Origin of the sequence: Flavobacterium sp. 270, from assembly GCF_004368785.1 — a bacterium.
GTDB lineage: Bacteria > Bacteroidota > Bacteroidia > Flavobacteriales > Flavobacteriaceae > Flavobacterium.
The window spans coordinates 1,706,050-1,722,797 of record NZ_SODM01000001.1 but is presented as its reverse complement, the minus strand read 5'-3'; the positions used below and the strand labels follow the sequence as shown (position 1 = coordinate 1,722,797).

Below are 16,748 nucleotides of genomic sequence, written 5' to 3'. Positions count from 1 at the left end.
TTTGCTTTAAATTTAAAACCAGATAAAATGAAAAATGTAAGTTTAATTTTGATCGTGTCCTTGATTTTTTCAACTTCAATTTTTGGACAAAAAACATTTACACTAACCAGTAAAGATTTAGGAGGAGAAGCTTCTAAAATTAATGAATTTGGCGGATTTGGCTGTTCTGGAGACAATCAATCCCCAGAATTATTGTGGAAAAACGTTCCCGAAGGAACAAAAAGTTTTGCCATAACCATGTACGATCCAGATGCCCCAACAGGAAGCGGATTCTGGCACTGGGTAGTTTTTGATATTCCGGCAAACGTAAACGAGTTAGTTGCAAATGCAGGAACGGTAAAAAGCAATTTGATTCCCAAAGGTGCAGTACAAAGTATTACAGATTACGGAATAAAAGGTTACGGAGGCCCATGTCCGCCACAAGGACACGGATTTCATCAATATCTAATAACCGTTTACGCTTTAAAAACCGATAAGTTAGGAGTTGATGAAAATACAAATCCGGCAATTGTTGGTTTTAATTTGTGGAACCAGACTTTGGCAAAAGCCAGTATTGTTGCCTATTACAAAAGATAAAACACATAATTATTTTTTAATTGTTGGAATAAAAAGCAGGATGCATTTTAATGTATCCTGCTTTTTTTATAAAAATAAATGAGCTAAAATTTTTTTCTTCTAATACAATACTATATTTTTACGCAACCGATTGCAATTGTTGTTTTATTTTGAATAATGCAATTTTTTAGATAGAATTTTATTAAATAGTTTTGTCTAAATCTAAAACTTATGAAGATAAGAGAATGAAAATATTTCTGATTGATTTAAATTAAGTATGAAGAATAAAAGAAAGAATTTTTTATCATTGACGCTTTTAATGTTTATAATTTCCCTTACGGCATCGGCTCAAAAGGATTATAAATTATGGCTTCAATACGATAAAATTACAGACCATAATTTAAGAACAAAATACCTTTCTGAAATTCAGGGAATCGTTTCTTTTGGAAATTCTGAAACTACAGCTATTTCATCTAAAGAATTACAAACAGCTTTGACTGATATGGTTGGAACTACAATATCGGTTAAATCAAAATTAGATCAATCTTCCATAATTATTGGTTCGCAGACTTCTTTAAATTCAGAAATTTTAAAAGCGGCACAAATAGATTTTAATCAAATAAATGACGAAGGTTTTATTCTTAAATCCATTTCAATAAAAAACAGAAAACACATTTTAATCAGTGGGAAAAAAGACGTTGGGGTTTTGTACGGCGTTTATAGTTTTTTAAGATTGATCCAGACCAATAAATCCATTGAAAATTTAAATACAATCGATTCGCCAAAAACGAACATCAGAATATTAAATCATTGGGATAATCTGGACAGAACCGTAGAAAGAGGTTACGCGGGATTTTCGTTATGGAACTGGCAGAAACTTCCGGATTTTATAGACCAGCGTTATATTGATTACGCCAGAGCAAACGCTTCAATTGGAATTAACGGAACTGTTTTAACAAACGTAAATGCAAACGCGCTGATCCTGACACCACAATATTTAGAAAAAGTTGAGGCTTTAGCGAATGTTTTTAGACCTTACGGAATAAAAGTTTATCTAACAGCAAGATTTTCTGCGCCAATAGAAATTGGAGGTTTAAAAACCGCAGATCCAAAAGACGCAGACGTAATAAATTGGTGGAAAGAAAAAACGGCAGCAATCTACAAAAGAATCCCAGATTTTGGAGGTTTCTTGGTAAAAGCAAATTCTGAAGGGCAGCCCGGCCCGCAGAATTACAACAGAGATCACGTAGACGGAGCCAATATGCTTGCAGATGCTGTAGCGCCTTTTGGTGGCGTAATCATGTGGAGAGCGTTTGTATATTCTGAACACGATGCCAACGACCGCGCGAAACAAGCTTACGCAGAATTTCAGCCGTATGACGGAAAATTTAAAGAAAATGTAATCGTTCAGGTAAAAAATGGAGCGATTGATTTTCAGCCAAGAGAACCATTTCATCCGTTATTTGGAGCAATGCCAAAAACGCCTTTAATGATGGAATTTCAGATTACGCAGGAATATTTAGGTTTTAGCACGCATTTGGTTTTTCTTCCAAAATTATTTCAGGAAGTTTTAGAATCAGATACATTTCAAAGAGGAAAAGGTTCTACCGTTGCAAAAGTTATTGACGGTTCTTTATATAAAAATAAAATCACCGGAATTGCAGGTGTTGCTAACATTGGAAATGACATAAACTGGACGGGACATCCTTTTGCGCAAGCCAATTGGTACGGTTTCGGAAGACTGGCATGGAATCCGTATTTAGACGCAGAAACCATCGCAGATGAATGGTTAAAATGTACTTTTTCTACTGATGAAAATTTTATTCGACCAATAAAACAAATGATGATCGATTCACGCGAAGCAGTCGTTAACTACATGACACCTTTGGGTTTGCATCATATTATGGATACCGGACATCATTACGGCCCGGGACCGTGGGTAAGCAATTTATCAAGACCAGAATGGAATCCGGTATATTATCATAAAGCGGATAAAAACGGAATTGGTTTCGACAGATCTAAAACGGGAACAAATGCCGTGGCACAATATGCGCCCGAAGCAGCCCATATTTTTGATAACTTAGAAACTTGTCCAGAAAAAGATTTATTGTGGTTTCATCATGTTTCCTGGGATTATAAACTTAAAAACGGACATAACCTTTGGGACGGAATGGCGCTAAAATACCAAGAAGGGGTAAACCAAGTAAAAGCGATGCAGGAAACTTGGAACAAAACCGAAAAATATGTTGACAGCGAGCGTTTTAAAGAAGTGAAGATGCTGCTGAATATTCAATATCAAGAAGCAAAATGGTGGCGTGATGCGTGTTTGCTTTATTTTCAACAATTTTCAGGTAAAGAATTACCCTCAGGAGTAGAAAAACCAACGCAGACTTTAGAATATTTTCAATCTTTAAAATTTCCATTTGCACCGGGAAATTAATTATACAAATAAAATTATGAGTACAAAAACCGCAATTGTAACAGGAGGAAACTCAGGTTTGGGTTTTGCAACAGCAAAAAAATTTTGTGATAACGGAATCACAACTTACATTATAGGAAGATCAAAAGATAAAACAGAAGATGCTTGTAAAGAAATTGGAGCAAATGCAATTCCGGTGATATTTGATTTGAATGATTTGGCGGGAATTCCGGCTATGATTGCAAACTTAACTCAAAAAGGACCCATTGATATTTTGGTAAACAATGCTGGAATCAACATGAAAAAAGAAATTCCGGACGTAACCGATGAAGATTTTCTTTCGATAATTCATACCAATTTATTAAGCGTTTTTGCAGTAAGCAGAGAAGTGATTAAAAACATGAAAGAAAACGGGAGAGGCAGTATTGTAAACATCAGCTCGATGGCTTCACAATACGGAATCCCAAAAGTAATTGCGTATTCTGCGAGCAAAGGCGCTATCGAATCTATGACGCGCGCAATGGCAACAGAATTAGCACCAGCCGGAATTAGAGTAAATTGTGTTGCTCCGGGTTTTATCAAAACCAAAATGTCGGCGGCAGCTTTGGATAACGATCCCGAAAGAAAAAATAAAGTACTTTCGAGAACGCCAATGGGTTTTCTGGGAGAACCTTCGGATATTGCAGATGCAGTTTATTATTTTGCGTTAAGGGAATCAAAATATACTACAGGTACGGTTTTACCTGTTGATGGAGGAAACAGCATCGGTTTTTAATTGTAAAAATTAACGAAGAAAATTGCCCGTAAAGTAGCGAAGGCGCAAAGTTTTATTTATAAAGACTTAAAAGAAAACTTTGCGACTCTGCGCCTTTGCGAGATTAAAAAAAGAGTGAGTATGATAAAAATGCAGCAAACAATGCGTTGGTTCGGCCCAAACGACAGCGTAAATTTAATCGATATCAAACAAGCAGGAGCAACAGGAATTGTAACCGCTTTGCACCATATTCCCGTTGGAGAAATCTGGACGATTGAAGAAATAAAAACCAGACAGGAAACTATAAAAAATGCAGGTTTAGAATGGACAGTTGTAGAAAGTCTTCCCGTACACGAAGAAATAAAAAGAGCAGCCGGAAATTATCTGCAGTACATTGAAAATTATAAAATAAGTTTAAAAAACCTAGCCGAATGCGGGCTCAAAATTATCACATATAATTTTATGCCCATTTTAGACTGGGTTCGAACCGATCATAATTTTATCAATCCAGACGGGAGCAAAGCACTGTTATACAATCAGGAAGCGTTTACTTTTTTTGATGTTTTTTTATTGAAGAGACCCAACTCAGAAAATGATTATTCTGAAATTGAGAAACAAAAAGCACTGGAATTTGGCAATACACTTTCGGCTTCAGAAAAAGAACTGCTTTTTAAAAATGTATTATTAGGACTTCCGGGAAGTAAAATAAATTTTACGGCAGAACAAATTCTTTCTCTATTAGATAATTATGCCGAAATAGACAATGTAAAACTAAGAGAAAACCTGATTTATTTTTTAGCAGAAGTAGCTCCGGTTGCAGAAAGATTGGGTTCTAAGTTGGCGATTCATCCAGACGATCCGCCGTTTTCGGTTTTAGGATTACCGCGAATTGTTTCGACAGAAGAAGATATTAAGGCGATTTTTGAAGCTGTTCCGTTAAAAGCAAATGGACTTTGTTATTGCACCGGTTCGTTAAGCGCAGATCCAAACAATAATCTGGAGAAAATTATTGAGGATTGCGATGACAGAATTCATTTTTTGCACCTTAGAAATACCTTCCGCGAAAGCGAAACCATTTTTAGGGAATCAGAACATTTAAATGGAGACGCCAATATGGGAGCGATTGTAGAAAAATTGCTTTTATTGATGAATAAAACAAAAGTTAGCCTGCCAATGCGCCCGGATCACGGATTTCTGCATGCAGTTGATGAAGAAAAAGAAACCTATCCCGGATATTCTCTTGTTGGAAGATTAAAAGGTCTCGCCGAATTAAGAGGTTTAGAAATGGGAATTGCTTATAAATTGAATTTGTAAAGCATTTGTTTAAAGTTTTTTAATCTGACGAAAGTTTCTCGCAAAGACGCAGAGATGCAAAGTTTAATTAAAAAGACTTAAGAAAAACAGCTTTGCGACTCAGCGACTTTGCGAGATTAAATAAAAACGTTATCATTTTATTGATGTATTTAAAAAATAAAATAACCCACACAATTTTGTCGCTTTTTCTAATTGGATTAAGTACAAAATCGTACGCCATAAATCCAGATAAATATGTAGTAAATGAAGCTTCTGCCGAAAATTTTCCTTTGGCATCAAAAGGAAAAATAGCTTCGATTTTAGTTGATAATAATGATTTTTCCGGAGTTTTAAAAGTTGTAGGACATTTAGAAAATGATCTTTTTAAAGTAACCAATTTACATCTAAACCGAGTAAACAAAATTTCTGATACAGCAGATTTTGTTGTAATTATAGGAACTTTAGGAAAAAGTAAAATCATCGATCAATTGGCCAAAGAAGGTAAAATTGACGGAAACGAACTAAAAGGGAAATGGGAAAAATTTACCACACAAATTGTCAATAATCCATCAAAAGGAATCAAAAAAGCTTTGGTAATTGCAGGTTCAGATAAAAGAGGAACGATTTACGGTATCTATGATTTGTCTAATCAAATTGGGGTTTCGCCTTGGTACTTCTGGGCCGATGTTCCCGTTAAAAAACAATCAGAATTGCATGTTTTACCCGGAATTCATTCGCAGGGAGAACCAAAAGTAAAATACCGCGGCATTTTTATCAATGACGAAGCGCCGGCTTTGTCAGGTTGGGCATTTGAAAAATACGGCGGATTTAATGCTAAATTTTACGATACCGTTTTTGAGTTAATCTTAAGAATGAAAGGCAATTATTTGTGGCCGTCAATGTGGGGAAGAATGTTTTATGTTGATGATCCAAAAAATGCAGATTTAGCAGACGAATACGGAATTGTAATGGGAACTTCGCATCATGAACCGCTAGCCAGAGCGCACGCCGAATGGGCAAATTTTGGTAAAGGAAAATGGGATTTTAATACCAATGCAGAAAATCTAAAAGCGTTCTGGAAACAAGGTATTGAAAGAATGGGGAACAAAGAAACCCTCGTAACCGTAGGAATGCGCGGCGATGGCGACGAACCTATGACGCAGGGCACTGCAATTGAGCTTCTGGAAAATATTGTAAAAACGCAACGAAATATAATTGCAGAAGTAACCAAAAAACCTGCCGAAGAAACGCCTCAAATGTGGGCGCTTTACAAAGAAGTTCAGGATTATTACGACAAAGGAATGCGTGTTCCGGACGATATAACGCTGTTATTGTGCGATGACAATTGGGGGAATATCCGTAAACTGCCAGAACTCGATGCAAAACCAAGAAAAGGCGGTTACGGAATTTATTACCATTACGATTATGTGGGTGGTCCGCGAAATTATAAATGGATAAACACCAACCAAATTGAGCGTACTTGGGAACAAATGGATTTGGCGTATCAACACGGTGTAGATAAAATCTGGATTGTAAATGTTGGCGACATCAAACCAATGGAATTTCCAACGGAATTTTTTCTGGATTTGGCTTGGAATCCGGAAAAATGGAATGCCAATAATTTAGAGCAATATTACACACAATGGGCAACGGAGAATTTTGATAAAGAAAATGCACCAGAAATTGCTCAAATCATAAAATTCTACACCAAATACAATGCACGAAGAAAACCAGAATTGCTGGATGCAAAAACATACAGTTTAGTTAATTATAACGAATGGGATAATGTCATTGCTGATTATAAAAAATTGGTTGAAAAAGCGAATTCAGTCAATGAAAAATTAAAACCAGAGTATAAAGATGCTTATTATCAATTGGTTTTGTTTCCGGTTTTGGCGAGTTCAAACTTAAATGAACTTTACGCAGCAACAGCAAAAAACCAGCTTTACGCAAAACAGGGAAGAAATGAAGCAAATGTATATGCAGAAAAAGTAAAAGAATTATTTGTAAAAGACAGTCTTCTTACGAATGATTTTCACACCAAATTGTCTGGCGGAAAGTGGAACCATATGATGGCGCAGACGCATATTGGTTACACCAATTGGCAGGAACCAAAAACAAATGTAATTCCGAATACGAAGCGTGTTTTTTATGATACCGCAGTAAATCCGGCAATTGCTATTGATGGAACTGAAGAAATTTTTGATTCAAATAATAAAAAAACAATTGTATTGTCAAGTTTTAATTCTCTTGAAAATAAAGCATCTTACATTGATTTGATTAATCGCGGTGTAAAAAATTTTAGTTTTAAAATTACTCCTGAAAATAATTGGATTTTACTTTCTATAACTAAAGGAACAATACATGCTCAAGAAAGAATTAGTGTAAATATTGATTGGAAAAAAGCGCCGAAAGGAATAACAAAAAGCCATTTTACAGTTTTTGCAGAAGACCAAAAGTTTAATGTTGAGGTAAATGCTAATAATATTGATCCAAGTAAAGTACAAGGTTTTGTAGAAAATAACGGCTGCATTTCTATAGAAGCTAAAAATTATTCTAAAGCTATAAATGGAGATATTATTCAATGGACGGTAATTCCAAATCTCGGAAAAACAGATTCGGGTGTAACTTTAAAACCTTCCAATCATAAAAGTATTGAAGTAACAGAAAGTTCGCCAAGATTAGAATATGATGTACATTTCTTTAGCACAGGAAAAGTAAAAGTTCATGCTTATTTTTCGCCAACGATCAATTTTTCAATCGGAGACGGATTAAAATACGGTGTTGCTTTTGATGCAGAAAAACCGCAGATTATGAATATCAACGCTGATAATTGTGAAAATAATTGGGGAAAATCAGTTTCAGATAATATTAAAATTACAACCTCTTTGCATACCATTGAAAAATCGGGAAATCATGTTTTGAAAATCTTTGGCGTTGATCCGGCTTTAGTACTTCAAAAAATTGTAATCGAAACGGAAACAGGTGAATTGAAGGAATCGTATTTGGGACCACCGGAGAGTTTTAAGAAATAATATAATGCAAAGTGTAATTGCGAGACACAAAGTTTGTCACGCAATGTTAGTGAGAATGCTTCGTTCCTCGCAATGACAAAACTATTAACTATCAACCAAAAATAATAAAGTAATGAAATCAATAAACCAATATCTACTGCTCTTATCCATTGTGGTTATAAGCAGTTGTAATGCTCAGAAAAAAGAAAATACAGCATCCTTAGAAAATAGCTTTAAAAAAGATTTCTATATCGGAACGGCTTTAAATGCAGACCAAATCGAAGAAAAAAATGCCAAAGAAGATTCTTTAATCAAAAAAGAATTTAACGCAATTACGGCAGAAAATATCATGAAATCCATGTTTGTGCATCCGGCAAAAGACAAATACGATTTTACGCTAACGGATAAATATGTGGCGTACGGTCAGAAAAACAAAATGTTCATTCACGGACATACTTTAATTTGGCACAGTCAGCTCGCGCCTTGGATGGCAGAAATTAAAGACAGCACCGAAATGAAAGCCTTTATGAAAGATCATATTACAACGATTGTTTCTAAATACAAAGGCAGAATTAATTCTTGGGATGTTGTAAATGAAGCTTTAAACGAAGACGGAACTTTACGTAAATCGGTTTTCCTGAATACGCTTGGCGAAAGTTATCTTGCAGATGCTTTTAAATTGGCAGCAAAAGCAGATCCAAAAGTCGATTTATATTACAACGATTACAACATTTGCGAACCTGCAAAAAGAGAAGGTGTAATTAAATTAGTCAAAAAAATCAAAGAAAGCGGCGGAAAGATTGACGGTGTTGGTATTCAGGGACATTGGAGATTAGAAAGTCCAACATTAGAAGAAATCGAAAAAAGTATTTTGGCATATTCTGCATTGGGTCTTAAAGTTGCTTTTACAGAATTGGATATTACAGTTTTGCCAAATCCGTGGGATTTAAAAGGAGCAGATGTAAACCAGAATTTTGAAGGAAGCGCTGCAATGAATCCTTATCCGGAAACGCTTCCAGATGCTGTTCAGGTAAAACTAGCAGAACGTTATGCTTCGATTTTTAAATTGTTCCTAAAGCATAAAGACAAAATTAGCCGCGTAACTTTTTGGGGAGTTCATGACGGACAATCCTGGCTAAACGACTGGCCGATAAAAGGAAGAACAAATTATCCTTTATTGTTTGATAAAAACCTAAAGCATAAGAAAGCTTACGATAGTGTTTTGCAGCTAAAAGCGCCAAAATCTAAAAAAACGAAGAACAGTATTGAACAGTTAAATTCAATAAAACAATAAAATTTTAGCATAAACAATAATCTAATTTATTAACTATTCAACAATCGGTTGTTTTTATATTTATTATTGAAATAAAGTAATATAAATTTGTGTAATATGTTTTTTTATATACTTTTACACAACCGATTGTTTTGATTTGCAATTGGCTTTCCCGCAAGGTTTTCAAAACCTTGTAGGTATAAGTTTAACATAAAGATTTTAAAAATTAGACAGATAAAAAATAAACCTACAAGGTTTTGAAAACCTTGCAGGAGCTAACACGAAATATAAAAATAAAAACCACTTTTGCTTAAATAAACCAATATTAACTACCAACCAATGAATGACATTTCTCAAAAATTATCCATCAAAGAAAAAATTGGGTACAGCTTAGGCGACTTAGCGGCAAATTTAGTTTTCCAGACTTTGATGACATATCTGGCTTATTTTTATACTGATATTTATGGATTATCTCCAACAGATTCTTCCATAATAATGTTAGTTGTTGGCTTAATTGCGGCTTTTATTTTTAATCCGATTATTGGGGTTTTAGCAGACAGAACCAGTACCAAATGGGGAAAATTCAGACCTTGGATTTTAGTTACAGCTGTTCCTTTGGGCTGCGTTGCGTTATTGGCTTTTTCTACGCCAGACTTCTCTTATCAAGGCAAAGTAATCTATGCTGTAGTAACTTACACCTTATTATTGCTTTTTTATGCCAGTAACAATTTGCCCTATTCGGCGCTTAGCGGCGTAATTACGGGCGATATGGGCGAGAGAAACAGTATGTCATCTTACCGTTTTGTGGCGGTTATGTTTGCGCAGTTTTTTGTTCAGGTTTTTATGTTAGGCATTATCAAAAGTGCCGGAAACGGAGACAAAGCAGTTGGTATAGAGAAAGTAATGACGGTTTTGGCCATCGTGGGAACAATCATGCTTTTAATCACATTTTTAACTACCAAAGAACGTATTATTCCAAAACCAGAGCAAAAATCAAGCATCAAAGAAGATTTGAGAGATTTGATGAAAAACAAACCGTGGATCATCATGCTTACATTGACAACATTGGTATTTATTACTTTGGCAATGAAAGGCGGTTCTTATGTGTATTATTTTGAAAATTACGTAAACAAAGAAGAATTGGCGCTGTTTATTCAGCCCATTTTAGATTTCTTGTCCAATATCGGATTAAATCATTTTGGTAATGATCCCGTTTCTGCAGGTTTCGGATTGTTTAATGCAGGCGGTATTATTTTTATGATTGTCGGCATTACGTTGTCTAAAAACCTTGCCGATAAATACGGAAAAAGAAACATATTCGGGATTTTTCTATTTGTTTCTACCTTGTTTATTCTTGGATTTTATTTCTTACCTCCGGGTGATATTCTTATCATATTTCTTTCTCAAATCCTTCACGGATTTTTCTACGGAATTACAATTCCAATTCTTTGGGCCATGATTGCAGATGTTGCCGATTATTCGGAATGGTTGAATAACCGCCGCGCTACCGCTATTATATTTTCGGCTATGATGGTGGGTTTAAAAGCGGGTTTAAGTATTGGCGGTGCCTTAACAACATTGTTTTTAGGGTCATTTCATTACGTTCCAAATTCGCTGACACAGACTGATACAGCCATAAACGGAATCAAATTATTAGTAAGTGTTTTTCCGGCAATTCCATTTTTAATAGGATGCGGTTTGTTGTGTTTCTATAAAATCGATAAGAAAATGGAAGTACAGATAGAAGCAGAGCTTAAACAAAGAAGAAGTTAATTATTAATTAAAAACATAAAATTATCAGTATGCCTGAAGATAGCATTGAACAAATTAATTTTGAGCAGATAAACGAAAACGCGATTTCGCAGCCTTTAGTTTCTCACATATACACAGCAGATCCGTCGGCGCATGTATTCAACGGTAAAATATATATTTATCCTTCGCACGATGTAGATGCAGGAATTCCGTTTAACGATAATGGCGATCATTTCGGAATGGAAGATTATCACGTTTTTTCGATGGAAAGCATCGATTCAATCGCGGTTGATAACGGAGTTGCGCTGCATGTAGATGATGTTGCCTGGGCAGAAAAGCAAATGTGGGCGCCAGATGCAGCCTGCAAAAACGGAAAGTATTATTTGTATTTCCCTGCAAAACGTGCCAACGGAATTTTTCAGATTGGCGTTGCCGTAAGCAATTCTCCAGTTGGGCCTTTTAAGCCAGAAGCAGAAGCAATAAAAGGAAGTTATAGTATAGATCCCGCTGTTTTTGAAGACGAAGACGGAAAGCATTATATTTATTATGGAGGAATCTGGGGCGGTCAGCTTCAGAAGTATAGAAATAATAAATACGATCAGGACAACGAAGAACCTGCCGGAAAAGAACCAGCATTGGGGCCAATTGTGGCAAGACTTACAGAAAACATGTTAGAGTTTGACGAAGCGCCAAAAGAAATTAAAATTCTGGATGAAAACGGCGAAGTTATAACAGCTGGAGATAATGATCGTCGTTTCTTTGAAGCTTCATGGGTACATAAATTCAACGGAAAATATTATTTCTCTTATTCGACAGGCGACACGCATTTTATTTGTTATGCAACTGGAGATAATCCTTACGGACCATTTGTGTATCAAGGCAGAATTTTAAATCCTGTAGTGGGCTGGACTTCACATCATTCAATTTGTAAAGTTGATAATGAATGGTATTTATTTTACCATGATTCAAGTTTGTCAAAAGGAGTTACGCACTTAAGAAGCATGAAAGTAACGAGACTCGAACATTTAGCAGACGGTTCGATTGTAACTATTGATCCTTACGGGATTAGAAGAGCGATCGATTGATTTGAGGAAACGAACACCCAGTTTGTCATTTCGACGAAAGGAGAAATCACACGCGGGATTCCGGCATTTGTGGTTACGAATGCGATTTCTCCTTTCGTCGAAATGACAAGATTGTCGAAAATCATATTATAACATTCAAAAAAGATAACATTATTTAACCAAAACTATTTTTTTTATTGGATAAAAGCGGCTAGTTTAGCATACCAGAACAGAACAGTATGCAAAACGAAAATCAGGAAAAATTTGTCTTTGTTATTAACCATGAAAGTGACATTCCAAAATACCAGCAATTGGTAAATGGAATTACTAATGCAATAGCAGAGAACATATTACAAAAAGGAGAATTACTGCCGTCGGTAAATAGTATTTGTAAAACAAATCAGTTATCAAGAGATACAGTTTTTAAAGCTTATTCGATATTAAAAGACCAGAACGTCATTGATTCTGTACCCAATAAAGGATATTATGTTTCGGGCGAAACCAGAAAAGTGCTTTTGGTATTAGATACATTCAAGGCTTATAAAGAGGTTTTGTACCACTCTTTTGTAAATAATTTAGCAGATAATGTCATTACAGATGTGCAGTTTCATCATTATAATATTGATGTTTTTAAAACCATCATCAATAACAGCGTTGGGAAGTATTACAAATATGTGGTCATGAATTTTGACCACAAAGAAATCATCCCAACATTGTCGGCAATATCAAACGATAAATTGCTTTTGATCGATTGGAACACACATTCAAAAAAAGAAAATAATTACATTTTTCAGGATTTTGGAAAAGCGTTTTACGAGTCTTTGATACCAGCGGTAGATTTGTTTAGAAAGTATAAAAATATACAATTTGTATATCCGAACTATACCAATCATCCACAGGAAACAGCGGAGTATTTTAAGAAATTTTGTGCCGATTATGATTTTGAATATAAAATTATAACAGACCCAAAAGAGTTTAATATAGAAAAAGGAATTGCCTATATAAGTGTAAGCGACAGGGTTTTAGGTCATTTTTTAGAGCAGTGCAAAGACAAAGATTTAGAGCCCGGAACAGACGTTGGTTTTTTGTCGTATAACGAAACGCCAATGAAGAAATTTATATACAAAGGAATTTCAGTTGTTTCTACTGATTTTAAAGAATTAGGAACAAGAGCAGCAGCATTTATAACGCACGATGAGGTTGTGCAGCATTATGTACCAACAAATTTAATATTAAGAGAATCATTATAAGTTATGTATTATATAGGATATGATATTGGAAGTTCTTCGGTTAAGGTAGCCTTAGTGGAAGCAGCAACTGGAAAGAAAATAATTGTTTTGAATGAACCTCAAAACGAAATGGAAATTGTTTCCCTGCATTCAGACTGGGCAGAACAAGATCCTGAAATGTGGTGGCAGCACATTTGCACTGCAACCAAAAGAGCCATTCGCGAAGCCAATATCGAAGCTTCAAAAATTCAGGGCGTTGGTATTTCGTATCAAATGCACGGATTGGTAATTGTAGATCAAGAAGGAAGTCCGTTAAGAAATTCCATTATTTGGTGTGACAGCCGTGCGGTTGAAATTGGCAATAAAGCTTACGAAGAGTTGGGAAAAGAAAAATGCATGAGTCATTTATTAAATTCTCCCGGAAATTTTACTGCTTCTAAACTAAAATGGGTAAAAGAAAACGAACCGGAAATCTACAATAAGATCTACAAATACATGCTTCCGGGCGATTACATCGCTTATAAACTGACAGGCGAAATCACGACAACTAAAAACGGTTTGTCTGAAGGAATGCTTTGGGATTACAAAGAAAATAAAGTAGCAGATTGGTTATTAGAGTACTACGGAATCGATAAAAGTTTGACGCCAAATATTGTAGAAAATTTTACCAATCAAGGATTTTTAAACGAAAAAGCGTCAAAAGAATCAGGTCTTCCAGTCGGAATTTCAGTGGTTTACAGAGCAGGAGATCAACCTAACAATGCTTTGGCATTGAATGTTTTAAAAGCCGGTGAAGTTGCTGCAACGGGCGGAACTTCGGGTGTTTTTTATGCCGTAAGCGAAATGTCTGCTGGAAACAAAAGTACCAGAGTTAACAACTTTGTACACGTAAATTACGAGGAAAAAGCACCAAGAATTGGAAAGCTTTTAAATATAAACGGAGCAGGAATTCAGTACAGATGGCTTCGTAATAATATGGGAACAGAAACTTACGAAACAATGAATCGTAAAGCCTCTAAAATCGCTGTAGGATCTGATGGAGTAGTGGTGATTCCGTTTGGAAATGGTGCAGAACGTATGTTCAACAATAAAAACATCGGTACGCATTTCCTGAATTTAAACTTAAACATTCACAACAGTGCGCATTTGTTTAGAGCTTCTTTAGAAGGAATTGCTTTTTCTTTTGTGTACGGAATGGAATGTTTAAAAGACGACAATGCCGTTATTGATGTAATTAGAGCCGGAAATGATAATTTATTTCGTTCAGAAATTTTCTCCAATACTGTTGCAACGCTTATCGGCCACGAAATCGAAATTTACAATACAACCGGAGCAGTCGGCGCAGCGAGAGCGGTTGGTTTAAAAGATGGTGATTACAACAAATTTGGTTCAAGTATTACGACCAACGACCACGTAATGACGTTTTTACCGCTTAAAAACAAAGAACCTTATGAAAAGGCGTATCAAAAATGGAAACAAGAATTAGAATTAATATTAACAAATAAATAAAAAGACAAATGATAACTTTAGGAAATAAAGAATACTACAAAGGTATCGGACAAATTAAATTTGAAGGAAAGGAATCAGATAATCCGTTAGCGTTTAAATATTACAATCCAGACCAAATTGTCGCTGGAAAAACAATGCGTGAGCACTTTAGATTTGCCATTGCATACTGGCATACATTCTGCGGACAAGGAAGTGATCCGTTTGGACCAGGAACTCAAAATTTTGCTTGGGATCAATCATCAGATCCGTTGCAGGCTGCAAAAGACAAAGCAGATGCTGCTTTTGAATTTATCAGCAAAATGGGATTTGATTATTTCTGTTTTCACGATTACGATTTAATTGCTGAAGGACCAACTTTCGCAGAATCAGAAAAACGTATTGCTGCAATTACAGAATACTTAAAACAAAAGAAAGCAGAGTCTGGAATTAAATTGCTTTGGGGAACTTCTAATTGTTTCTCTAACCCAAGATTTATGAACGGAGCGGCTACAAATCCAGATTTTAATGTTGTGGCTCGTGCTGGTGGACAAGTAAAATTGGCGCTTGACGCAACAATTGCTTTAGACGGGGAAAACTATGTATTCTGGGGCGGACGTGAAGGTTATATGTCTTTGCTTAACACCGATATGGGAAGAGAATTAGACCACATGGCGCAATTCCTTGCAATGTCTAGAGACTACGCAAGAGCACAAGGTTTTAAAGGAACTTTCTTTATCGAACCAAAACCTATGGAACCATCTAAACACCAATACGATTTTGACTCTGCAACAGCAATTGGGTTTTTACGTGAATATGGTTTAGATAAAGATTTTAAAATCAACATCGAAGTAAACCACGCTACTTTGGCACAACATACTTTTCAACATGAATTAGAAGTTGCGGCAAAAGCTGGAATGTTAGGAAGTATTGATGCAAACAGAGGAGATTACCAAAACGGTTGGGATACAGACCAATTCCCGAACAACATTCAGGAAACTACAGAAGCGATGTTGGTATTCTTAAAAGCTGGCGGATTACAAGGCGGAGGAGTTAATTTTGATGCAAAAATCAGAAGAAATTCTACAGATCTTGAAGATGTTTTCTTAGCACACATTGGCGGAGCAGATACTTTTGCAAGAGCTTTATTGACTGCAGATAAAATTATTACTTCTTCTTCTTACGAAAAATTAAGAGCAGAAAGATACAGTTCTTTTGATTCTGGAAAAGGAAAAGATTTTGCAAACGGAAAATTAGACCTTAAAGATCTTTACAATATCGCTCACGAAAATGGCGAGTTAACATTACAGAGCGGTAAACAAGAATTGTTCGAAAATATCATCAATCAATATATTTAATTGATTGTAAAAACTGAAAAACAATTCAAATCAAACCAAATTTTAAAAACGGAACGACAATCATTATAATGTTATAGTCGTAAAACGTTAAAATGTGTTTTGAGTTGTTTTTCAGTAAAACCTAAAAGTGAAATAAAGAGAATGTGTATGAAGATTATGAAAGTAGTTTTTGAAATTAAAGCTTTTAAAGAAATAGATTGAAGGTTTAGTTACTATTTTTTGATTGCTGAAAAAGATAAAATGAAATCTGTTTAATGAAATTTAAGGGATTAATTCTTTCATTAAATGTTTTTTGAAGATTGAACTTATCAGAATGCACATTTTCGTTCACTGTAAAAGATTTTTTTGAGATTGATTATTCAATCCTATTGGCTGTAGAGACGCACAGCAGTGCGTCTACATACAGCATCTACAATCCTATTCACAAAATTATATTACACAATCTTTGTCATCCTGACGAAGAAAGGACCTCGATAAGTAACTCCATAATGTAACCACAATCTTGTCATTTCGACTGAAAGGAGAAATCACACTAGATATCCAGCATTGTGG

At 35.3% G+C, this 16,748-nt stretch carries 11 protein-coding genes; all 11 read left to right on the top strand.

Annotated features, from left to right (window positions below):
- Nucleotides 1-27: 27 nt before the first annotated feature.
- The 11 genes from EV144_RS07315 (at nucleotide 28) to xylA (ending at nucleotide 16,196) form a co-directional block, all read left to right on the top strand.
- Nucleotides 28-576, top strand: coding sequence for a YbhB/YbcL family Raf kinase inhibitor-like protein (locus tag EV144_RS07315; protein WP_134147475.1), 549 nt, complete (start codon nucleotides 28-30; stop codon nucleotides 574-576).
- A gap of 256 nt (nucleotides 577-832) precedes the next feature.
- Complete coding sequence (locus EV144_RS07310) at nucleotides 833-2,995, top strand: alpha-glucuronidase family glycosyl hydrolase (protein ID WP_134147473.1); 2,163 nt, start codon at nucleotides 833-835, stop codon at nucleotides 2,993-2,995.
- A gap of 16 nt (nucleotides 2,996-3,011) precedes the next feature.
- Nucleotides 3,012-3,749 (top strand): SDR family NAD(P)-dependent oxidoreductase, encoded by a 738-nt coding sequence (locus EV144_RS07305; protein ID WP_134147471.1) that lies wholly within the window; start codon nucleotides 3,012-3,014, stop codon nucleotides 3,747-3,749.
- 129 nt (nucleotides 3,750-3,878) lie between these two features.
- The gene (uxuA, locus tag EV144_RS07300; protein WP_134147580.1) at nucleotides 3,879-5,042 is read left to right on the top strand and encodes a mannonate dehydratase; all 1,164 of its coding nucleotides are present in this window, start codon (nucleotides 3,879-3,881) and stop codon (nucleotides 5,040-5,042) included.
- 176 nt (nucleotides 5,043-5,218) lie between these two features.
- On the top strand, nucleotides 5,219-8,056 hold the full coding sequence (locus EV144_RS07295) for a glycosyl hydrolase 115 family protein (protein ID WP_243854632.1): 2,838 nt from the start codon (nucleotides 5,219-5,221) through the stop codon (nucleotides 8,054-8,056).
- A gap of 112 nt (nucleotides 8,057-8,168) precedes the next feature.
- Entirely contained in the window at nucleotides 8,169-9,329 is a 1,161-nt protein-coding gene (locus tag EV144_RS07290) for an endo-1,4-beta-xylanase (RefSeq protein ID WP_134147470.1), read from the top strand.
- A gap of 318 nt (nucleotides 9,330-9,647) precedes the next feature.
- On the top strand, nucleotides 9,648-11,081 hold the full coding sequence (locus tag EV144_RS07285) for an MFS transporter (RefSeq protein WP_134147468.1): 1,434 nt from the start codon (nucleotides 9,648-9,650) through the stop codon (nucleotides 11,079-11,081).
- Nucleotides 11,082-11,110: 29 nt separating this feature from the next.
- Nucleotides 11,111-12,145, top strand: coding sequence for a glycoside hydrolase family 43 protein (locus EV144_RS07280; RefSeq protein WP_134147466.1), 1,035 nt, complete (start codon nucleotides 11,111-11,113; stop codon nucleotides 12,143-12,145).
- Nucleotides 12,146-12,363: 218 nt separating this feature from the next.
- On the top strand, nucleotides 12,364-13,374 hold the full coding sequence (locus EV144_RS07275; protein WP_134147464.1) for a GntR family transcriptional regulator: 1,011 nt from the start codon (nucleotides 12,364-12,366) through the stop codon (nucleotides 13,372-13,374).
- Nucleotides 13,375-13,377: 3 nt separating this feature from the next.
- On the top strand, nucleotides 13,378-14,862 hold the full coding sequence (locus EV144_RS07270) for a xylulokinase (RefSeq protein WP_134147462.1): 1,485 nt from the start codon (nucleotides 13,378-13,380) through the stop codon (nucleotides 14,860-14,862).
- Between the two features lie 8 nt (nucleotides 14,863-14,870).
- Entirely contained in the window at nucleotides 14,871-16,196 is a 1,326-nt protein-coding gene (gene xylA, locus EV144_RS07265; RefSeq protein WP_134147460.1) for a xylose isomerase, read from the top strand.
- The last annotated feature ends 552 nt before the right edge of the window (nucleotides 16,197-16,748 follow it).